General features: G+C 42.0%; 19 protein-coding genes and 1 tRNA gene. 13 read left to right on the top strand and 7 right to left on the bottom strand.

The genetic code is table 11. From position 1 onward, the window contains the following. Positions 1-43: 43 nt before the first annotated feature. Positions 44-625: a YkgJ family cysteine cluster protein gene (locus AC13CC_RS14255; protein ID WP_482877689.1), complete on the top strand. Its 582-nt coding sequence runs from the start codon at positions 44-46 to the stop codon at positions 623-625. 56 nt (positions 626-681) lie between these two features. Here the strand turns inward: AC13CC_RS14255 and AC13CC_RS14250 are convergent. Then, positions 682-753 (bottom strand) — tRNA-Gln (locus tag AC13CC_RS14250). 170 nt (positions 754-923) lie between these two features. On the opposite strand from AC13CC_RS14250, the gene AC13CC_RS14245 reads away from it, so the two are divergent. Then, positions 924-4,256 (top strand): glycosyltransferase family 117 protein, encoded by a 3,333-nt coding sequence (locus AC13CC_RS14245; RefSeq protein ID WP_482877687.1) that lies wholly within the window; start codon positions 924-926, stop codon positions 4,254-4,256. Positions 4,257-4,295: 39 nt separating this feature from the next. On the opposite strand, the gene AC13CC_RS14240 is transcribed toward AC13CC_RS14245, so the two are convergent. After that, on the bottom strand, positions 4,296-4,595 hold the full coding sequence (locus tag AC13CC_RS14240; RefSeq protein WP_163625372.1) for a thioredoxin family protein: 300 nt from the start codon (positions 4,593-4,595) through the stop codon (positions 4,296-4,298). Positions 4,596-4,862: 267 nt separating this feature from the next. Here AC13CC_RS14240 and AC13CC_RS14235 point away from each other — a divergent pair, with 267 nt between their 5' ends. Continuing rightward, positions 4,863-5,324 carry a CBS domain-containing protein gene (locus AC13CC_RS14235; RefSeq protein WP_482877685.1) on the top strand — a complete coding sequence of 154 codons (462 nt, stop codon included), beginning with the start codon at positions 4,863-4,865 and terminating at the stop codon, positions 5,322-5,324. Positions 5,325-5,368: 44 nt separating this feature from the next. Here AC13CC_RS14235 and AC13CC_RS14230 read toward each other — a convergent pair whose 3' ends face one another. Both AC13CC_RS14230 and AC13CC_RS14225 read right to left on the bottom strand, forming a co-directional pair. Further along, on the bottom strand, positions 5,369-6,604 hold the full coding sequence (locus AC13CC_RS14230) for a metallophosphoesterase (protein ID WP_293167201.1): 1,236 nt from the start codon (positions 6,602-6,604) through the stop codon (positions 5,369-5,371). Between the two features lie 54 nt (positions 6,605-6,658). Next, positions 6,659-7,378, bottom strand: a complete 720-nt coding sequence (locus tag AC13CC_RS14225) for a copper homeostasis protein CutC (RefSeq protein ID WP_482877683.1) — start codon at positions 7,376-7,378, stop codon at positions 6,659-6,661. Positions 7,379-7,418: 40 nt separating this feature from the next. On the opposite strand from AC13CC_RS14225, the gene AC13CC_RS14220 reads away from it, so the two are divergent. From AC13CC_RS14220 to polA, 3 genes are all read left to right on the top strand, one after another. Then, positions 7,419-8,420 (top strand): isoaspartyl peptidase/L-asparaginase family protein, encoded by a 1,002-nt coding sequence (locus AC13CC_RS14220; RefSeq protein WP_482877681.1) that lies wholly within the window; start codon positions 7,419-7,421, stop codon positions 8,418-8,420. Between the two features lie 162 nt (positions 8,421-8,582). Continuing rightward, a complete protein-coding gene (locus tag AC13CC_RS14215) occupies positions 8,583-8,870 on the top strand; it encodes a hypothetical protein (RefSeq protein WP_482877680.1) in 288 nt (95 codons plus the stop codon). Positions 8,871-9,045: 175 nt separating this feature from the next. Continuing rightward, the gene (polA, locus tag AC13CC_RS14210) at positions 9,046-11,880 is read left to right on the top strand and encodes a DNA polymerase I (protein WP_482877678.1); all 2,835 of its coding nucleotides are present in this window, start codon (positions 9,046-9,048) and stop codon (positions 11,878-11,880) included. Here the strand turns inward: polA and AC13CC_RS14205 are convergent, their stop codons facing one another. Continuing rightward, entirely contained in the window at positions 11,881-13,365 is a 1,485-nt protein-coding gene (locus tag AC13CC_RS14205) for a KAP family P-loop NTPase fold protein (protein ID WP_482877676.1), read from the bottom strand. It abuts the gene before it with no gap. Between the two features lie 158 nt (positions 13,366-13,523). On the opposite strand from AC13CC_RS14205, the gene AC13CC_RS14200 reads away from it, so the two are divergent. The 4 genes from AC13CC_RS14200 (at position 13,524) to AC13CC_RS14185 (ending at position 15,592) form a co-directional block, all read left to right on the top strand. Continuing rightward, positions 13,524-13,754 (top strand): ribbon-helix-helix domain-containing protein, encoded by a 231-nt coding sequence (locus AC13CC_RS14200; protein WP_163625379.1) that lies wholly within the window; start codon positions 13,524-13,526, stop codon positions 13,752-13,754. Position 13,755: 1 nt separating this feature from the next. After that, positions 13,756-14,043 (top strand): type II toxin-antitoxin system RelE/ParE family toxin, encoded by a 288-nt coding sequence (locus tag AC13CC_RS14195; protein ID WP_293167194.1) that lies wholly within the window; start codon positions 13,756-13,758, stop codon positions 14,041-14,043. Between the two features lie 37 nt (positions 14,044-14,080). Then, on the top strand, positions 14,081-14,707 hold the full coding sequence (locus AC13CC_RS14190; RefSeq protein ID WP_482877673.1) for a JAB domain-containing protein: 627 nt from the start codon (positions 14,081-14,083) through the stop codon (positions 14,705-14,707). A gap of 66 nt (positions 14,708-14,773) precedes the next feature. Further along, on the top strand, positions 14,774-15,592 hold the full coding sequence (locus AC13CC_RS14185; RefSeq protein ID WP_482877671.1) for an NIPSNAP family protein: 819 nt from the start codon (positions 14,774-14,776) through the stop codon (positions 15,590-15,592). Positions 15,593-15,958: 366 nt separating this feature from the next. On the opposite strand, the gene AC13CC_RS14180 is transcribed toward AC13CC_RS14185, so the two are convergent. After that, positions 15,959-16,522, bottom strand: a complete 564-nt coding sequence (locus AC13CC_RS14180; RefSeq protein ID WP_293167190.1) for a hypothetical protein — start codon at positions 16,520-16,522, stop codon at positions 15,959-15,961. A gap of 179 nt (positions 16,523-16,701) precedes the next feature. On the opposite strand from AC13CC_RS14180, the gene AC13CC_RS14175 reads away from it, so the two are divergent. After that, positions 16,702-17,451, top strand: a complete 750-nt coding sequence (locus AC13CC_RS14175; protein ID WP_293167189.1) for a sulfite exporter TauE/SafE family protein — start codon at positions 16,702-16,704, stop codon at positions 17,449-17,451. Here the strand turns inward: AC13CC_RS14175 and AC13CC_RS14170 are convergent. Next, positions 17,427-17,882, bottom strand: a complete 456-nt coding sequence (locus AC13CC_RS14170) for a MarR family winged helix-turn-helix transcriptional regulator (RefSeq protein WP_482877670.1) — start codon at positions 17,880-17,882, stop codon at positions 17,427-17,429. The genes AC13CC_RS14175 and AC13CC_RS14170 overlap by 25 nt on opposite strands. Before the next feature lie 178 nt (positions 17,883-18,060). On the opposite strand from AC13CC_RS14170, the gene hppD reads away from it, so the two are divergent. Together hppD and AC13CC_RS14160 are read left to right on the top strand one after the other, a co-directional pair. After that, positions 18,061-19,194, top strand: coding sequence for a 4-hydroxyphenylpyruvate dioxygenase (hppD, locus tag AC13CC_RS14165; protein WP_293167187.1), 1,134 nt, complete (start codon positions 18,061-18,063; stop codon positions 19,192-19,194). 62 nt (positions 19,195-19,256) lie between these two features. Then, positions 19,257-20,414, top strand: a complete 1,158-nt coding sequence (locus tag AC13CC_RS14160) for a homogentisate 1,2-dioxygenase (RefSeq protein WP_482877668.1) — start codon at positions 19,257-19,259, stop codon at positions 20,412-20,414. The last annotated feature ends 65 nt before the right edge of the window (positions 20,415-20,479 follow it).

The raw sequence follows: 20,479 nt of genomic DNA, 5'->3' as shown, positions 1-20,479 counted from the left end.
ATACTTTCGGTAAAGAATAATGACACTGGAAAATAAAGTTCAATTGGTTGAAAAGTTATTTGATCAATTGGAGAAAGAAACCCATCAATTTCAAGAAGCATCTGGAATTGGATGTGTTTCGGGTTGTGGAAAATGTTGTACTTACCCTAATATTGAAGTTTCTCCTTTGGAGTTTTTACCTTGGGCATTTCATCTATTTTTATCTGGCAAAGCGGAGGATGCACTTACAAGCATCAACGAATACCCGATTATGTCCTGCTTTATACTGACACCTGTTTCCATTATAGGTAAAGGCCATTGTGGGAGTTACCGCCATAGAGGCTTAATATGCAGGTTATTTGGCTACGCCGCGAACAGGGACAAATATGGCAATTTACGATTGGCAACCTGTAAAACCATCAAAGAAGAGCAGACCGATAACTATCTGGTTGTATCCGAAGCTATTTTAAAAGAAACAATGCATATCCCCGTCTTTACAGACTATTACATGCAATTGAGCCAAATCGATTTTCAATTGGGCTCCAAAACAATACCCATAAACAAAGCCCTTAAAATGGCTTTGGAGGAAGTTTTACAGTATTATACATACAGACCTGTTCCCAGGTTGGACAGGGAGTGTGTTTAAAAGAATCCGGTATAAAAAAACAAGCCCCTTAAATCATTGATTTAAGGGGCTTTCTGTTGGCCTACAAGGACTCGAACCTTGAACGACTGAACCAAAATCAGCTGTGTTACCAATTACACCATAGGCCAGTACCGTATTTGAGCGTGCAAATTTATAACAAACTTTGGTTTCAACAAATATTTTTCACAAGAATGCACCCTATTTTTCTTGAACAAGGGTGTTAAAGGTTTTCCAAAAAGGGTTAGGCATCTGTTCTAGATTTACTAAATTCGCCACAATTCGGTTAATAACCAACTCTATGTTTGCAAAAGACTTCAAAAAATGGGATACCATCCTTGGGTGGGTTTCCTTCGCCATCGCGTTTATAGTTTATGCCCTGACCGTTGAACCCACAGGAAGTTTTTGGGATGCAGGGGAATATATTTCCACTTCAGCAAAATTGCAGGTTGGGCACCCACCAGGGGCACCATTGTTGCAAATGATAGGGGCTTTCTTTGCCATGTTTGCCTTTGGCGATGCAACCAAAATAGCCCTTATGGTTAATGCAGTCTCCGTTGTTTCGAGTGCATTTGCCGTATTGTTCACTTTCTGGACCATTACCAATTTGGTCGGGAAATTGGTTTCCAAAAAGAGTAAAATGACCAATAGCAAAGCTATTGCTGTTTTAGGAAGCGGACTTGTTGGGGCGCTTGCCTTTACATTCTCAGATAGTTTTTGGTTCAATGCCGTAGAGACCGAAGTATACGCCATGGCCAGTTTAATTATGGCCCTGTTGCTCTGGCTGGGCTTAAAGTGGACCGACAACTTGGGCGACCCCAGGGGCCACCGTTGGCTTATGCTTATCTGTTTTGTGATCGGCCTTACCTTCGGAATCCAGTTTATGGGCTTTTTGGCCATTCCATCAATAGGTTTGCTCTATTACTTTAAAAAGTACAAGACCACAACGGTAAAGAACTTTTTGTTGGCCAATATTGCAGTGGTGGCGGTGCTCATTCTGGTTTACAAATTCTCTTTGACCTATGTATTGGAGCTTTTTGGCTGGAGCGAGGTTTTCTTTATCAATGAGATTGGCCTTCCGTTCAACTCAGGTTCCATTATTATGGGACTCCTATTTGTTGCTGCTTTCTATTTTGGTTTGAAATATACCCGAAAACATAATTACTACAATGCAAACATCGTGGTACTTTGCCTCATGTTCCTTTTTCTTGGATTCTCGTCTTGGTTGATGCTTCCCATTCGTGCAAACGCCAAAACCGTGGTCAACGAAAACAACCCTGCCGATGCAAGAGCCCTTTTGGCCTACTACAACAGGGAACAATATCCCGGTGTGGACAGTCCTGTTTATGGCGCTTATTATTCGGATACCTTTGCTCCTGCTGGAGAAGATAGGGATGACAGTCCCAAATATGAAAAAGACCTGGAACTGGGCAAATATGTTATTGTAAACCACTACAAAGATGCCTTGCCCGGGCCCAACGAAAAGCATGTGGGCATTTTGCCCAGAATGTGGAGCGACCAGCATGCCGAAAATTACATGCGCTATTTTGGTGCACTGGAATTTCGGATAAAATCGGAATACATCTCAAACAACGATCTTAGGGATGCCGTAAACCAATTTAAAACAGCATACTCACAAGGAGAACTCGACACCGAACAATATATTCGCTTTTTGCGCGAATTTGGAGAGTACATTGAAGTGGAACCACCAACCGTATGGCAAAACATCGAATACCTATTCGATTTCCAGTTCAGCTACATGTACATGCGCTACTTTATGTGGAATTTTGTCGGAAAGCAAAACGATGTACAAGGTAGATACGATGAAAACGGGAACTGGCTGAGCGGCATTAATTTTATTGATGGCATCCGTCTGGGAAGCCAAGAAAACCTACCCAGCGACTGGAAAAACAACAAAGGGCGCAACACCTATTTCTTCCTACCGTTGCTTCTCGGAATTTTGGGCATTGTATTCCAGATATCCAAAAACCCGAAACAATTTTGGGTCCTCTTCGTATTCTTCATGTTTACGGGACTGGCCATTCAGTTCTACACCAACCCCTACATTTTCCAACCTAGGGAAAGGGATTATTCTTTGGTGGGATCCTTTTATGTTTTCTGTATTTGGATTGGTATTGGGGTCTACGGCCTGTTTGAAGAATTTAAAAAACTGATTTCGGCCAAAATTGCTGCACCTGCCATTACAACCTTATGCCTATTGGCTGTACCCCTGTTGATGGCCTTCCAAAACTGGGACGATCACGATAGATCCGACCGATACACCGCACCAGCAACCGCTAAAGCCTATCTCGATTCCTGCCAAGAAGATGCAGGGGCAATTCTGTTCACTATTGGGGACAACGATACCTTCCCGATCTGGTATGCACAGGAAATTGAAAACTATAGAACCGATGTTCGTGTGGTAAACACCAGTCTTTTTGCCACCGACTGGTACATAGACCAGATGAAACGTAAAGCCTACGAGAGCGACCCCATACCATCGCAATTGACCCACGACAAGTACAGCTATGGAACAAGGGATGCAGTTTATTATCAAGGCATTACTGAAAACCGATGGAACATCAAAGATTTTATGAACTGGATCGGGAGCGATAAACCCCAAACCAAGTTCAGACATATTTTAACCAATCAAGGTGCCGATTTGAGTAACTATTCGGAAAGCACCTTGGATATTGTGTACTATCCCACCAATAAGATTAGGATTCCGGTCAACAAACAAAATGTACTGGAAAGTGGGTTGGTCAAGGAAAAAGATTCCGCCCTTATTGTGGATTATATTGATATTGATTTACCACAGAGCGCACTTCCAAAAAATAGAATTCTGATGCTGGATCTTATCGCCAACAACGATTGGAAACGCCCCATCTATTTCTCCGGGGGTAGTTTTGATAGCGCCGAATACATTTGGATGAAGGATTATCTTCAGCTTGATGGCCTGGTATACAAATTGGTGCCCATTAAAACACCAAATAGAAATTCCTTTGAAATGGGCCGTATTGATTCCGAATTGATGTACGACATTGTAAAGGATTGGGATTGGGGCAACTCAGGAAGCGATGAAATTTACCACGACCCACAAACGCGTTCCCAAGGGCTCTCCTTTAGGAGCAATTTGGCCCGTTTGATGGAAACCCTTATCGAAGAAAACAAAATAGACAAGGCCAAGGACGTGATCAACATTGCTATGGACAACATGCCAGTGGACCATTATGGCTTTTATGCCTTTGTGGAACCATTTGTAGATGGGTACTACAAAGTCGGTGAGACCGAAAAGGCCCGTGCGTTGTTCGGCAAGCTCAAAAAAGTATATCAAGAACATTTGGAATATTATGCCAACATTCCTTTGGATGAACAATACGATAAAATTGACGATATCCTGTCCGATATGCAAGCATACCGCAGGAACATTGATATCCTAATCGAAAACAACGACAAGGAACTGGCGGAGTCGGAAACGATCATTTTCAATGAGTATATAGATAAGTTCTCGCAGTTTGTGGATGAAGAAGAAGAGAGTTTGGACGAACCACTTCCCCTAGACCCGGATATGGAAGATTCCATACTGCTGGATACCATAGAAAGTGTTCTGGATTCCACACTTCCTGAAGAATAAAAAACATAAAAAAGCGAGGTTTTCACCTCGCTTTTTTCTTTATTGGATGTATTCGTTTAGGATACCTATGAGCGTATTGGCGTCCTGCTCACCGCTTTGGCGCCAAACCATCTCACCCTTTTTGTAGATCATTAAAGTAGGCAACCCCTTAATACGGAGTGCTTGTGAAAGTTCCTTGTTTTTGTCCACATCAATTTTTATAACCTTTCCCTTATCACCAAGGGCAGCGGCCACATCACTCAAAACAGGGTGCATGGAAGTGGACTCCTCGTTCCATTCCGCATAAAAGTCTAACAATACGGGGACTTGTAAATCTATAAGTTCACCAAATTTGGACATGTATTCTAAGGTTTACAATCAAAAGTAAGAAAAAATGTGAATGTTTTTATAGCAAGTCAATGCTTTAGCTTACAGTCCATGGAAAATTCTCTTCAAACCATCCAGCATACAGCACCCTATTACCAAGTCCCATTCCAATATTTGTTCTAACAAACAGTACAATTTAATCATCATACAACCATATTCCAAAAGCAGTTAATTTACAATTTTTATGATTTTAAGTCACTGAAATTCAGTATATTTAATAAAGGACTTAAAAAATTGGATATGGGAATCAAAAATTATATAGAACCAAAAGCAAAACAAATACCAAAAGAAATACCGCTTAAAGTGAGTGATTATATGACTCGGGACTTAATCACCTTTAGTCCTGACCAATCCATAGAGGAGGTCATCGAAGCTTTGATACGGCATAAAATTTCGGGAGGCCCGGTCGTTAACGAACACAACGAATTGATAGGCATCATTTCAGAAGGGGATTGTATAAAGCACATTAGTGACAGTAGGTATTACAATTTGCCCATGGAGCACAGTAAAGTAGAACTTCGAATGATTAAAAATGTGGAGACCATTGATGGCAATATGAACATCTTTGATGCGGCAAAAATGTTCCTCGAAGTCAGAAGACGCCGTTTCCCTATTTTGGAAGACGGAAAACTTGTTGGTCAAATATCCCAAAAAGACATTCTAAAAGCTACGATGGGAATAAAGGGCCAAAACTGGAAATGATAGTAAAGCGCCAAAGAGACTTCCTGTAAACTCGAAAATCAGATTTACGCTGCCATCCCCTTTTTCTTCAAGGTAATCACTGAAATCTCGGGCCAAATACCAAAACGACCTGGGTACCCAATAAATCCAAACCCTCGGTTTACATTGATAAACTGGTCCAACTCCTTGTAAATGCCCGCCCAATATTTGTAACGCCACTTAACAGGGCTCCATTTAACCCACCCAGGAATCTCAACACCGAACTGCATGCCATGGGTATGTCCGCTCAAGGTCAAGTGAAAATGGTAATCATCATGGATCACCACATCTTCCCAATGCGATGGGTCGTGGCTCAACAATATTTTAAAATCATCATGGGAGACACCCTCTTTGGCCTTTTGTAGGTCGCCCGCTTTTTTAAATCCGCCGCGACCCCAGTTCTCCACTCCGACCAAGGCAATCTTTTCGCCACCCTTTTCCAAAAATCGGTTGGAGTTGAGCAATAGGTCAAAACCCATTTCTTTTTGCATGGTTTTGAGGTTCTCCAAGTTTTGTGCCTTCTCTTCTTCCGTATCCCAAACCGCATAATCCCCATAATCGTGGTTGCCCAAAATAGAGAACACCCCATCTTTGGCATCCAAACGGGAAAAAACCTCTTTCCAAGGTTCCAACTCATCCGAACGGTTGTTCACAATATCTCCGGTAAAGAAAATTACATCGCTCTTTTGTTGGTTGATAAGACTTACCCCATATTCCACTTTTTTATAATCGTCAAAACTACCGCTGTGCACATCGGAAATCTGTGTAATCTGATAGTTGTGGAAGGCATCTGGAAGATCATCGAACTCCAGTTCGTATTTTAAAACCTGATAGTTGTATTTTCCACGGTACATGCCATACAGCAATGCCCCAAAGGGCAGCGCAGCCAAACCAAGGGCAATACCGCTAATAAATTTTCTTCGTGAAGGGAAGTAACCTGCATCAGTATCCGAAACCCCAACAATTTTGTTATACCCGTAGCCAATTACACGTACCACATCTTCCAGCAAAAGGAAGAAGCCCAAGACCAAAGCCAATAAAAAAAATGAAGCAAATATGGTTCCTGCAATGGCGGCGGTACCTTTAAACCCATCGCCAGGATCGTATGTCATTACTTTGATGGTCAAAAAAACCAAGGCTCCCAAAAAAAGTACAATATAAGCCCATTGCATCAACGGACTTTTGAACAGTGTACGGAATGCTTGAAAGCCATAAACGGCCAGCACCACATACAAGATTGCCAAAACAATAAATCGGGACATACAATTTTTTTACAAAATTAGGGCTAATATGCTATAAAGCAGGGTTTTTTAATTTTATTTAACGGCTTCAACAATAGATTTGAGGATAGCTAAATTTGAAATCGCAACCTCATCCTCCACCATATGTTTTGCAGAGTTCATACTGATTTTACCTTCTAACGCCACATGATGTCCAAAGGAAGTCCCCGAGCAATGGATGGCACTAAGTCCAATATCCTTGAAATCCGATGCATTCTTGGGAGACACACCTCCACCTGCCATAATGGTCATGGTAGTATTTTGCTGCCATAACTTTAAGTGATTGATTCCTTTTTCCGCTGAAATCTCTCCTCCGGAGGTTAAAATGGTCTGTACCCCAAGTCCATCAAGCTGCTTGATGGCCTCCAAGGGCTCCTCCACCCAATCAAACGCACGATGAAAGGTAAAATGCATTGGCTTTGCCAAATCCACCAACGCTTTGGTTCTTTCCACATCCACAGTAAAATCTTCCATCAAAATTCCAGAAACAATACCCTGCACACCCAAAGCCTTGCACGCCAAAATATCGGCTTTCATCACCTCAAACTCAGTATTGGAATAGGTGAAATGACCACCTCTCGGGCGAATCAAAACGTGGATGGGAATATTCAACTCCCTTTTAACCCATTGGATCAATCCAGCAGATGGCGTTACGCCTCCCACTCCGAGTTCCGAACAAAGTTCAATTCGATTCGCTCCTGCCCTTTCGGCATTCCTTGCCGATTCCAAGGAATTGGCACAAACTTCTACCAGCATATTGTATATTTATGACCCTCAAAATTAAACATACCATCGCATGGAACGACGCAAATTTCTCAAAAATTCCAGCCTCTCCGCAGCCGGACTGGTTTCCGCCTCTACTTTGGTCGCCTGTAAAACCGAGCCAAAGCCCGAAGCAGCTTCCGCTGCGGCAATTCCAACTCCCAATCCTATAAAACCCATTGTGGTCTGTACTTGGAACTTTTTCAATGCTACGGAGAAGGCGTGGGAGGTATTAAAGTCGGGCGGCAATGCCCTGGACGCCGTGGAGCAAGGCGTAATGGTAGAGGAAGCCGACGAAACCAACGAAACGGTGGGCAAAGGCGGCCGACCGGACCGTGATGGTAATGTTACCCTGGATGCCTGCATTATGGACAAGGATGGCAATTGCGGCTCGGTGGTCTGCTTGCAAAATATTGTGCACCCTGTTTCCGTGGCCAGAAAAGTAATGGAGGAAACCCCGCACATTATCTTGGCGGGCAAAGGCGCGGAGAAATTTGCCTATGAACAAGGCTTCAAAAAAGAAGACCTATTGACCGAAAGTACCAAAAAACAATACGAAGAGTGGTTGAAGACCTCTAAATATGAGACCACCATCAATATAGAAAACCACGATACCATTGGTATGTTGGCCATTGATGAAAATGGCGATATTTCCGGGGCTTGCACCACAAGTGGAATGGCCTATAAAGTAGCTGGGCGTGTTGGGGACTCCCCCATTATTGGCGCGGGACTGTTTATCGATAATGAAGTGGGTGGTGCCACCGCAACAGGTGTAGGCGAAGAAGTGATACGTACCGTGGGCAGCTTTTTGATCGTGGAATTGATGCGTCAAGGAAAAAGTCCGCAAGAAGCCTGCGAAGAAGGTGTAAAACGCATTATGAAGAAAAATAAGGACCGAAAAGATTTCCAAATTGGATTTTTGGCCATCAACAAAAATGGGGAAACGGGCGGCTACTGCGTGCATCCCGGGTTTACCTACCGGGAGTTTTCCGATAATGGGCACGAAAACCGAGAAGTCGTGAGCTTCTACGAATAGATATCAGAACCAAGAGCGCTACGCTTTTAGAAAAAAGACACAAGACCGCTTCGCTGATGGACATTAGATGTTAGACCGCTTCGCTTCTGGAAACAAGAACCAAGACGTCTTGACTCTTGGCTCAATAAGAATTTGCATACATTCAATAAAGTCATTTCAACAATGAAATCAGAAGAACTTATCAAGTCACTAACATTCAATCGTCTGTTAAAAATTTCAATTTTCAGCAGTCTAGGATTTAGTGTACTTTATTTTGGAATTGGAACAATCATGATAATTGCAGGCGCAAAAGTTCCTATTACACTAAATGGAAATCAAACAGAAGGAATAATAGGTTTTCTGCTCCATCTAGCATTTTTACCCATTTACTTCATTTTGATTTTTTTATTCGAATTTATAGTGCTGGTTTCTGGAATATGGATTTCAAAAAGACTTTTTTTCTTTAAATGAAGGATGATTAATAAGCAAAAAAAGTAGCATCAAAATTAGAAGAATATATTATATATCACTTGTCTCTTGATTCTTGGCTCTATATTCTAGGCTCTTTTGAACAGCAATTCGTACTTTTAAAACCTGCCTTTTATAATTGTTTATTGAAAATTGCTAACTGACAACTGAAAAATACATGTCCGAACAAAAACGACTTTTTTTACTTGATGCCTACGCACTTATATTCCGTGGTTATTATGCCTTGATCAAAAACCCGAGAATCAACTCCAAGGGAATGGATACCTCTGCTATTATGGGGTTTGTAAACTCTCTTTTTGATGTGATCAAACGCGAACAGCCCGACCATTTGGCCGTTGCTTTTGACAAGGGAGGCAGTGTAGAGCGCACCGAAATGTTTGAAGCATACAAAGCCAACCGTGACGAAACTCCTGATGCCATCCGCATTGCGGTGCCATACATCCAACAAATTTTGGAGGCCATGAAGATTCCCGTGGTGGAATTGGAAGGCTACGAAGCCGATGACCTTATCGGAACCTTGGCCAAACAGGCCGAAAAAGAGAATTACAAAGTATTTATGGTAACGCCCGACAAAGATTTTGGGCAGTTGGTGAGCGAGAACATTTTCATGTACCGCCCTGCCAGAATGGGCAACGGTATTGAAATTTGGGGCATTCCCGAAGTACAAAAACGCTTCGGCGTAAAACGTCCAGAGCAGGTAATCGACTATTTGGGAATGATGGGCGATGCAAGTGACAATATTCCCGGACTGCCCGGTGTGGGCGACAAGACCGCCAAAAAGTTCTTAGATCAATTCGATTCCATGGAAGGTTTGTTGAGCAATACCGACCAGCTCAAAGGCAAAATGAAGGAAAAAGTGGAAGAAAATGCCGAACTGGGCCGACTTTCACGAAAATTGGCTGAGATCAAAACCGATTGCGAAGTGCAATTTCACGCGGAGGATTACGAAATGTGTCCGCCCGATGCGGAAAAAGTGCAAGAAATCTTCGAAGAACTGGAATTCCGTAGGTTAAAGGATCAATTCATCAAAATATTTACGGGCGAGGCGGAAGCCAGCACCCAAGTGACCAATACCAAAACGGCCAAGGAAGAGGCCAAAGTGGCCGGAAGCGGTCAGTTTACGTTGTTTGGCGGTGATCCATCAGAAGCTGCGGCCACCATCAAAGATGTGAACAGCCGAAAAACCATTGCCGATGTCCCCCATTTTTATCAGCATGTACAAGATGGATTGGGCATGGAACTATTCCTTGAAACCTTGATGAAACAACCTTCCGTCTGTTTTGATACCGAGACCACTTCCCTAAATCCGTTGGAAGCCGAACTGGTGGGCATCGCCTTTAGTTGGTCACCAGGCAAAGGATTTTATGTGCCCTTTCCCGACAATGAAAACGACGCCAAACCTTTGATTGAAAAGCTACGCCCGTTTTTCGAATCTGAAGCCATTGAAAAAGTGGGGCAAAACCTGAAGTACGACATCAAAGTAATGCAAAACTATGGCGTGGAGGTGAAAGGCAAGTTGTTCGATACCATGTTGGCCCACTACCTCATCAACCCCGATATGCGCCACAATATGGATGTGCTTGCGGAAACCTACCTCAACTACACGCCCATTTCCATTACGGAACTTATTGGCAAAAAAGGCAAGAATCAGCTCAGCATGCGACAGGTTCCTTTGGAAAAACAAACGGAGTATGCCGTGGAAGATGCCGATATCACTTTCCAGTTGGGTTTAAAATTCACCCCAGAGCTGAAAGACGCACATACCGATAAATTGTTTGATGAAATCGAAATTCCGTTGGTTCGGGTATTGGCCGATATGGAACTAGAAGGCATCAATTTGGATAAGGAGTATCTAAATGACCTCTCGGTTGCGCTAGAAACGGATATTGCTGAGTTGGAAAAGAAAATCTATGAAGATGCCGGTGAGGAATTCAATATTGCCTCCCCCAAACAATTGGGCGACATCCTTTTTGGCAAACTAAAACTGGTGGACAAGCCCAAAAAGACCAAAACAGGGCAGTTTTCCACTTCGGAAGATGTGCTCTCCTACTTGGCCAAGGATCACGACATTATTCAGAATGTGTTGGACTACCGTGGATTGGCCAAACTAAAAAGCACCTACGTGGATGCGTTGCCCAACGAGGTACAGCAAAAAACAGGTCGAGTACACACGGATTATATGCAGACCGTAGCCGCTACGGGCCGTTTGAGCAGTAACAACCCGAACTTGCAGAACATTCCCATCCGTACAGAGCGCGGGCGACAAGTGCGCAAGGCGTTTATCCCACGGGATAAAAACTACGTACTCTTGGCTGCGGATTACTCCCAGATAGAATTGCGTATAATTGCGGCATTGAGCGAGGAAGACACCATGATTTCAGCCTTTAAAAACGGTGAGGACATTCACGCTTCCACTGCATCCAAGGTATTTAATGTACCGATTGAGGAGGTGACCCGCGAACAGCGTAGCAATGCCAAAACGGTGAACTTTGGGATTATTTACGGGGTTTCGGCCTTTGGGTTGAGCAACCAAACAGATTTGAGCCGTTCGGAGGCCAAGGAACTCATTGACACCTATTACAAAACCTACCCGAAATTGCGCAATTATATGAGCGAACAAGTGGATTTTGCCCGTGAGCACGGATATGTACAAACGGTTTTAGGGCGCCGTCGTTATTTAAAGGATATTAATGCAGGCAACCAAGTAGTGCGCGGGGCTGCGGAGCGAAACGCCGTGAACGCACCCATCCAAGGGAGTGCAGCGGACATTATAAAAATTGCGATGATCAATATCCATAAAAAACTTTCCGAAGGAAAATACAGGACCAAAATGTTGTTGCAGGTGCACGATGAATTGGTGTTCGATTGCTACAAACCCGAACTGGAGGAAATGAAGGAACTCATTAAAACCGAGATGGAAAACGCCTATAAACTGTCGGTACCCCTGGATGTGGAAGTAGGTATTGGTGAGAACTGGTTGGAGGCGCATTGATTAAACAAACCTCTTTTGAAGATACTTAAATTCTTCAATTACAAAATCTCCAAGATCATCATTAAAAAGAAGACTCTCTGCGTGTTGAAATAAATATTCCACAAAAAGAAAATCAATTTCTTTCTCTTGCAAATTAAAATACTTCTTAAATTCCCTAGGTTGTCCAAAAGCTTTTTCGGATAAAAATTCCACTTTAGTTGGTGCAAACATTTTTATGAAAGCCATTAACCTATTATTTTTTTCGCCAGCGTTTCTAAAAGTAGAAAAGGCACTTAACTTGTATTTGTGATGACCATCTACTAAAAAATCGTTGACTCTTTCAATCTCAGAATTTCTATTAGCCGTATTACCTCCCTCGTAATGATTTATTACAGCTTTTCTATACATTAATTTTCTCTTTTCTAAATTAAAAAAAGAAGTGAATTTATCCTGATAAAACTCTTTCAGGATTAAAAAATATATGGTCAAGATAGTTTCCATGAAGTTTCCCCCATCTTCATTTTTAATATAAATATTGGGTATTTTACCAGAGGTATCATCTTGAAGGCTTTTTTTAAACACTGAGATTAAAAGATACTTATTTAATATTTTCTTTAATCTTCTTGGATTGGTAAAATTTATGTGGATAAAAAAATCAGATATTCTTATATCCAACTTACCCTTAAACTGTTTTATTTCTATATCACGATTATCAAAGTATTGACCTACAAGTTTCTCAATACTATTTGGCTCTGGCATTGAAAAGTTAACATCAAATATCTTTTCTAAATATTCTTCAGATTTTACAATATCATTATACTTAGTCTTGATAGCTTCTCTAACCGCCTTTTTATCAACTCCACAAAAGAATATTGTTCTATTTCCATAGGTAAAAAATAATTTTAAAGCTGATAAAAGATTAAGTACATTCTCAGGTTCACATCGATCTAAATCATCAACAAATACAATATTATATTCCTTTTTACTATGGGCTTTTATTTTGTCCTCAAATCGAACAAACTCAGTTTTGAATTCTTCTTTAAGCTTAACAAAAGATTTCTCTTTTTCTGATTCCAATTCTTCGGTAAAAGTCTTTCCATCAAAGGTTAGAATTGGCAAGGAAATTTTAATTGATTTGGTAAATCCTTTTAATAATTTTTCAGCAACCTTTATCAATTCTCCAGCCATTTCCTCTTCAGCACCTGTAGATTTTGAAATTAAAAATTCAAGAAGTGAAAGTGACAAGTTATTATCGGTTTCAAACTCCCAAGTATCAAAAAAGAATGTATTAAAATTAGGCTTGAGTTCCTTTTGGAGATATTTCATCAGCGTACTCTTTCCGCTACCCCATTCCCCATAAAGGGCAAACATTTTAATTTCAGAAAATTGCTCTTTATTATTCTCCAAAAAAAGTTTGATCAAATCACCCTTTTCAATAATTCCTAAATAGTCATTTTCTTTTGTAAGGTCTTCAATCGGTAGATTATTAAGGAGTTTTATGTCCATTTTTACTTCATTTTTTTAAATGTAGGAAAACTTCTTTTATTATTACTTCTAAAAAAAGAATGATAGAGCCAAAACCAATCCAACTGATTATAACCTTAAACTACCGATATTGCGCCTGATTCATTTTTGGTGTATATTTGCACCAAATAGTGGTTGTTATGGCAAGACAGAGCATTTCCCTTACAGAACCCAATGATGAGTGGTTAAAATCCCAAGTGGACAGCAAAGAGTATTCCAGCAAAAGCGAGTTGGTAAACGACCTCATCAGGCAGGCTCGGAACCAACAGGCGCAATTGGACTGGATACGGGCCAAACTCACCAAGGCCGAAAACAGCGGGTTCACAACGGATAGTAAGGATGATATTTTAAAGCAATCCAAATCCTCTTAGCGTGGCCAAGTATAGGTTGAGCAATGAGGCCAAGGAAGATTTGATTCGAATACACCGGTATGGCGTGGCCAAATTTGGCATGGCACAGGCCGATACTTACTTTGAAGCTTTTTTTGAACATTTTGACCGAATTGCCCAAAATCCTTTTTCCTTTGAATCCGTAGATCACATCAAAAAAGGGTATAGGCGCTGTGTCTGTGGTTCGGACAGTATATTTTTTAGATTGAACAATGATATGGTTGAAATCATGGCCATTGTGGGAAGGCAAGATTTGGATAACTTGCTTTGATTACGCGGAATTTCTTGTAATCAACTATCTTTAATCCATGGACATTAAACTCACAGAAGCCCAGAAGATCAAAATCCTGAACTCGGACGACCTGTACGGCATTATGCAGCGCATTCTCTTGCGCGAGGACAAAATAGACCAGAACCGGGAGCACTTTTGGGTCATTGGGCTGGAGAACAACAACCGCATTTTGTTTATAGAGCTGATCAGTCTGGGCACCGTGAACCGTGCCCTGGCCGAGCCCATGGAGGTCTTTAGCTTGGCCCTGCAGAAAAGGGCGGTAAAGATCATCCTGTGCCACAACCACCCTACGGGCGAACTCACGTCCACGGAGGTGGACAAGGACATCACAGACCGCCTTATACAAGTGGGCATTATTGTGAACACACAGGTACTGGACCATTTGATCATCTCCACCAAAAGCTACCTGAGCTTTAAGGACATTGGGCTTATGGACGAACTTTTGGAGAGCACCCAGTACGTACCCAGCTACGTTTTGGAAAAACGCTTTAAAAAAGAGGCTGCCGACATTGCCAAACGAAAACGCGAAATTGAAATCGCCCGAGAAATGAAGGGAAAGGGTATGGATGTGGAGACCATTTCCGAAATCACTGGACTTTCCGTGGAGGAGGTGAAAAAACTAAGGGCGAAGCGGAAGAAATAGTATAAACCAAAATTAAACTTGTAGAATCAAGATTAGATATCACATCAAACTAAACTGCACATAAAAATGAAAACTATCAAACTACTTTTGCTATTGGTAACGGCAGCATTGGCAAGCTGTGGCAATCCAAAGCCCGAAACCACTGCAACTACCGAGACTCCCGAAACCGTACAAGATGAACGGGAATTCTATCAATTAAAAATCTATTCTTTTAGTTCCGAAGACCAAATAGCTGCCACCGACAATTACCTGAAAAATGCCTTTATGCCTGCGGTTAAGAAACAGGGCATCGATAAAGTGGGTGTTTTTAAATTTCGCACCAATGAAACAGACACGGTACAAAAAACCTACGTGCTTCTTCCTTTAAAAGGTGTGCAACAGTTCACAGAACTGGACAACAAACTCCTGGAAGACGAGGAATATACCGCAGCAGGAAGCGCGTACATCAATGCCAATTACGATAACCCGCCCTATGATCGCATCCAGTCCATACTTTTGCAAGCATTCCCCGATATGCCCATAATGGAGGTGCCTGATTTGGATAGTCCAAGGTCGGAACGCGTGTACGAACTGAGAAGCTACGAATCCGCTACGGAAAAATACTATCGCAACAAGGTGGATATGTTCAATGCAGGAGGCGAAATCCCTCTTTTTGACCGATTGGGCTTCAACGCCGTGTTTTATGGCGAGGTGCTTTCAGGCGCCAATATGCCCAACTTAATGTACATGACCACCCACGCCGATATGGCAACCAGAGAAAAAAATTGGGAAGCTTTTGTGGATGCACCGGAATGGAAGGAACTCATTGCCATGCCCAAGTATGAAAACAATGTATCCCATGCCGATATTTGGTTCTTATACCCTACCGAATATTCGGATTATTAAAAGTCTCTTTTTCAAAAAGAATGAAATTCTTTGTCACATCTGGTATCAAATCCTCCCTTAATCTCCCGAATCAGGTTCGGGACAGGCTCTCCAAAGGAGGGAAACTTCTCCCCTTTGGGAGACCGGAGAGGGGATTTATAGAAAACTAAAGTAACTGCAATAAAACCCTTTCCACAAAATTAAAAAAGGTTGTTTAAAAGCAACAAAAGTTTGAATTTGTCAGGTTGAGCCCTTCGACTATACTCAGGATAAACTAAAGTCGAAACCCATTGATTATCAACATACTTTAGGTTCTCGACTGCGCTCGAACTGACAGATAACTAGCTTTTTAAACAACCTCTTTCATTCCTCTTCATAGCATAATGATCAATTGCCAAAACTATTGGCCAATCGTGGTTTTTGACTTTTGCTCCCAATAAACAAATCCGTAAGCGGTTTAAAGTGTCGCTTCCACTGGTAGGGAGCAAAGTCAAACCACAATTTAACATCGGGGGCGTTGCCTTCCTGCACCGTAAAACCGTCTTCAATCTGAAAATCCAGACGGTTGAACGAGTTGGCAGATTCGGCTGCCCCATCCCGGTAAATGAACTGGTTTCCCCATCCTGCCATATAAAAACGCAATGTAGTGTATTTACCTTCGGGCAAGGAAAGTACGCTTTTGGAACGCATAAAGTTTCCGGAAGCTATACCTTTTAGGGTTACCGGGTTCTGACCGGGAAAATCTATAATAAAGTGTTCATTACCCTGCGCATCTATTGCTGAGAACTTAGTAATGTTAAGGGTCATTTCTGAAACATGGAGCGCTGTAGCGGCCTCATTTTTCAAAATCAACTCGGCTCCTTTGGCTTCGGTGCCGTACCAGTCTGCCATTACACTCGGGGTGTAAGCAGCTATTGACCATATTGTTGGATAAAAATTCGTCTTTTTCATAGCTATTGTATATCTAACTTATACAGGTACAAAGTTGCGGTGGTTTTCCCAACCGGGCGTCCAACAGATTATCCATTTTATATGCTACATTAACACGAAATACACTTTTTAAGATTTTTTTAGGTTAAAATGACATAAATTTAACTTCCATACAGCATACCGTATTATCTTTCGGAAGTATGAAGATCAACTACATTTTTTTATTGCTTGCACTGGTTGCTGAAATCATAGGAACCATCGGAGGTTTTGGCTCATCAGTGTTCTTTGTACCGCTGGGCAACTTTTATTTTGATTTTTATTCCGTGCTGGGCATGACGGCCATTTTCCACCTATCCAGCAACCTTAGTAAGATCTTTCTGTTCAAAAAAGGGTTGGACAAAAAGCTGCTGCTTTACATCGGTGCTCCCTCGGTGCTCTTCGTGATTGTGGGTGGGTTTCTCTCTAAAATAGTAAACAGCAGTGCACTGGAAATTGTGTTGGGCGTATTTCTGGTTGCCTTTAGTCTACTGTTTCTCATAAAAAGCGAGATCATTATACTTCCAAACAAAAAGAATTCTGTAATCGGAGGTGCATTATCAGGGTTCTCTGCCGGTCTTTTGGGCACAGGAGGCGCTATCCGTGGATTGACCATGGCTGCTTTCAATTTGGAAAAAAGTGCCTTTATTGCCACTTCCGCCTTTATTGATTTTATGATTGATTTCTCCCGAACCTTTGTGTACTACGGAAATGGCTACATCGGCAAACAAGAATTGACCTATCTTCCCTTTTTGTTCGTAATTGGTTTGGTGGGTACGTATTTGGGAAAAAGAATACTGCATTACATCCCACAAGAAAAATTCCGCAAACTAAGTTTAATCTTTATCCTGCTTATTGGATTGGCCACCATCGCCGGTTTGGTATTGAATTATTGGGGCTCATTTTCTTCGTAATTCTCCCCTATTTTATCCAACACCCTTAAAAAGGTCTCAAACTCGGATGTATCCACATCCTTTATGGCCAGTTTTCGCAGTTGCATTGCGCTAGGCAAGGTAGTGTCCAGAATTTCCTTTCCCTTTGGGGTCAGTTCCAGTTTAAAACGTTTTTGGTCACCTTCAAAACGGGTCTTGGAAATCCAACCTTTGCGCTCCAAACCACCAATAACCCTGGAGGTTGTGGCGCGATTGCGAAAATTTTCATTCACAATATCACGCTGACTGGCATTTTCACCAAGTTGATGAATTTGATAGAGAATCACCCATTGCTCAATGGTCGTATCCACTCCAAGTTCATTAAAAGTGCGCAAATACGCCTTTTGGATTTTACGGAGCACCAAATCCAAGTGGAACCCCATCCCTTGTATTTCATCTATACGATTGAGCATCTTTTTGAGAATAGCCACAAAAATAGGGATTCCGATTTAGTTGGTCCGCCATGCCTCATCACAGTATCAATTTTAACTCAAATTTCAACCAACAAAATCGTTTTCGTATCTCAAAATTATTATTTTTGTTGTTGATGCAACAATATAAAATTAGACAATAAAAAATATATAAAAGACCATGGAGACATCAACACTTCCAAAAGGAACAAATACATCTGAAGACTTTATGCCCATCAACGGGACGGATTACATCGAATTGTATGTAGGAAACTCCAAACAAGCGGCACATTATTACAAAACCGCCTTTGGTTTTCAATCCTATGCACAGGCTGGATTGGAAACTGGACTAAAAGACCGTGAAAGTTACGTAGTGGTTCAGGATAAAATTCGTTTGGTGCTTACCTCTCCCTTAAAGAGTGGAACAGAGATTGGAAAACACATCGACAAGCACGGCGATGGCGTAAAAGTTGTGGCCCTATGGGTGGATGATGCCACCCAAGCCTATAACAATGCAATGGAAAGAGGTGCTAAATCCTACATGGAGCCAAGGGTTGAAGAGGACAAGAATGGAAAAGTGGTACGTGCTGGAATTTACACCTATGGTGAGACCGTGCATATTTTTGTGGAACGCAAAGATTATAATGGTACATTCCTTCCCGGATACAAAAAATGGGAAACCCCGGATTACAACCCAGAACCTACGGGCCTAAAATTTGTAGACCACATGGTTGGCAATGTAGGTTGGAACAAAATGAACCATTGGGTAAAGTTTTACGAAGATGTTATGGGATTCAAGAACATCCTATCTTTTGATGACAATGACATTTCTACAGACTACACCGCTTTAATGAGCAAGGTAATGAGCAACGGAAACGGTCGCATCAAATTCCCGATTAACGAACCTGCCAAAGGAAAGAAAAAGTCACAGGTGGAAGAATATTTGGATTTTTATGAGGATGAAGGCGTACAGCACATTGCCGTGGCCACCGACGATATTATTAAAACTGTTCGTGACTTAAGAAGTCGTGGCGTAGAGTTCCTAAGAGTTCCGGCCACTTATTATGATGCCGTTACAGACCGTGTCGGTGAAATTGACGAGGATATTGCCCCATTGAAAGAATTGGGCATCTTGGTAGACCGTGATGATGAGGGGTATTTGCTGCAAATCTTTACCAAGCCAGTAGAGCCCAGACCAACCATGTTCTTTGAAATTATCCAAAGAAAAGGCGCACAATCATTTGGAAAGGGTAACTTTAAAGCATTGTTCGAGGCCATTGAGCGTGAGCAAGAGCTTCGAGGCACTTTGCACTAACATGTGGTTCAAAGTTTTTGAGCTTGAACTTGATTCTTGAATTTGAACTTAAATGTAACACCATGCCTATTTATCATAAACTCGGGAAAATTCCGCAGAAACGGCATACCCAATTCGAGAAGCCCGATGGCGGCCTCTATTACGAGCAGCTTTTTGGGACTATCGGTTTTGATGGGATGTCCTCACTGTCCTACCACGTTCACCGACCCACTCAGGTCAAGGAAATTGATAAGGCCTTGGACGTGAGCCCAAAGATTGCGGTGGCAAAGAACATCACCAGCCGAAAATTAATCGGTTTTGATGTAGCCCCAAAAAATGATTTCTTGGAAGCGCGCGAACCGCTATTGGTAAACAACGATGTTCACATAGGTTTGGCTGCACCCAAAAAATCCGTAACGGACTATTTTTATAAAAATGCCGATGCGGATGAAATGCTCTTTATCCACAAAGGGTCGGGAACCTTAAAAACCTTTTTGGGAAACATTCCTTTTGAATATGGGGATTACCTCATCATTCCACGGGGGATGATCTATCAAATAGAATTTGACACGGAGGACAACCGTATTTTATATGCAGAGTCCTTCCACCCAATTTATACCCCAAAACGATATCGCAATTGGTTTGGCCAACTTTTGGAGCACTCCCCTTTCTGCGAACGGGACTACAAACTGCCGCAGGACCTTCAAACTTTTGATGAAAAAGGAGAGTTTTTGATGAAAATCAAGAAACAGGGTATGTTGCACCAACTCGTATATGCCACGCATCCTTTTGATGTGGTCGGTTGGGACGGTTATAACTTCCCCTACGGATTTTCCATCCATAATTTTGAACCGATTACGGGACGTGTGCATCAACCGCCACCTGTGCATCAAACTTTTGAGACGGGTGCCTTTGTGGTGTGTTCGTTCTGTCCTAGATTGTACGATTATCACCCAAAATCCATACCCGCTCCATACAACCATTCCAATATAGATTCCGATGAAGTATTGTATTATGTAGATGGTGACTTTATGAGCAGAACAGGCATTGGCCCGGGTTATATTTCGTTGCATCCTGCAGGTATTCCCCATGGGCCGCACCCCGGAACTTATGAAGCCAGTATCGGCAAAAAAGAAACCAAGGAGTTGGCGGTGATGATAGATACCTTTAAACCCTTACAGATTACCGAGAATGCACTTAAGATTGACGATGGCAAGTATTATAAATCGTGGTTGGAGTAAATATTCGGATTCCTTTTCTTGCCTTCTGTCATTTCGAGCGCAGTCGAGAAAAGAAGGCGTTGTTT

Source organism: Flagellimonas sp. L-11 (genome assembly GCF_056857735.1).
The sequence above is the reverse complement of the archived record's forward strand: the minus strand, read 5'-3'. Positions and strand labels throughout refer to the sequence as shown.

What these genes read in the sequence shown, in the direction of transcription:
- AC13CC_RS14245 (WP_482877687.1), top strand. Translation starts at nt 924, where the DNA reads ATGTTTGCAAAAGACTTCAAAAAATGGGATACCATCCTTGGGTGGGTT.
- AC13CC_RS14240 (WP_163625372.1), bottom strand. Translation starts at nt 4,595, where the DNA reads ATGTCCAAATTTGGTGAACTTATAGATTTACAAGTCCCCGTATTGTTA.
- AC13CC_RS14235 (WP_482877685.1), top strand. Translation starts at nt 4,863, where the DNA reads ATGGGAATCAAAAATTATATAGAACCAAAAGCAAAACAAATACCAAAA.
- AC13CC_RS14230 (WP_293167201.1), bottom strand. Translation starts at nt 6,604, where the DNA reads ATGTCCCGATTTATTGTTTTGGCAATCTTGTATGTGGTGCTGGCCGTT.
- AC13CC_RS14225 (WP_482877683.1), bottom strand. Translation starts at nt 7,378, where the DNA reads ATGCTGGTAGAAGTTTGTGCCAATTCCTTGGAATCGGCAAGGAATGCC.
- AC13CC_RS14220 (WP_482877681.1), top strand. Translation starts at nt 7,419, where the DNA reads ATGGAACGACGCAAATTTCTCAAAAATTCCAGCCTCTCCGCAGCCGGA.
- AC13CC_RS14215 (WP_482877680.1), top strand. Translation starts at nt 8,583, where the DNA reads ATGAAATCAGAAGAACTTATCAAGTCACTAACATTCAATCGTCTGTTA.
- polA (WP_482877678.1), top strand. Translation starts at nt 9,046, where the DNA reads ATGTCCGAACAAAAACGACTTTTTTTACTTGATGCCTACGCACTTATA.
- AC13CC_RS14205 (WP_482877676.1), bottom strand. Translation starts at nt 13,365, where the DNA reads ATGGACATAAAACTCCTTAATAATCTACCGATTGAAGACCTTACAAAA.
- AC13CC_RS14200 (WP_163625379.1), top strand. Translation starts at nt 13,524, where the DNA reads ATGGCAAGACAGAGCATTTCCCTTACAGAACCCAATGATGAGTGGTTA.
- AC13CC_RS14190 (WP_482877673.1), top strand. Translation starts at nt 14,081, where the DNA reads ATGGACATTAAACTCACAGAAGCCCAGAAGATCAAAATCCTGAACTCG.
- AC13CC_RS14185 (WP_482877671.1), top strand. Translation starts at nt 14,774, where the DNA reads ATGAAAACTATCAAACTACTTTTGCTATTGGTAACGGCAGCATTGGCA.
- AC13CC_RS14180 (WP_293167190.1), bottom strand. Translation starts at nt 16,522, where the DNA reads ATGAAAAAGACGAATTTTTATCCAACAATATGGTCAATAGCTGCTTAC.
- AC13CC_RS14175 (WP_293167189.1), top strand. Translation starts at nt 16,702, where the DNA reads ATGAAGATCAACTACATTTTTTTATTGCTTGCACTGGTTGCTGAAATC.
- AC13CC_RS14170 (WP_482877670.1), bottom strand. Translation starts at nt 17,882, where the DNA reads ATGCTCAATCGTATAGATGAAATACAAGGGATGGGGTTCCACTTGGAT.
- hppD (WP_293167187.1), top strand. Translation starts at nt 18,061, where the DNA reads ATGGAGACATCAACACTTCCAAAAGGAACAAATACATCTGAAGACTTT.
- AC13CC_RS14160 (WP_482877668.1), top strand. Translation starts at nt 19,257, where the DNA reads ATGCCTATTTATCATAAACTCGGGAAAATTCCGCAGAAACGGCATACC.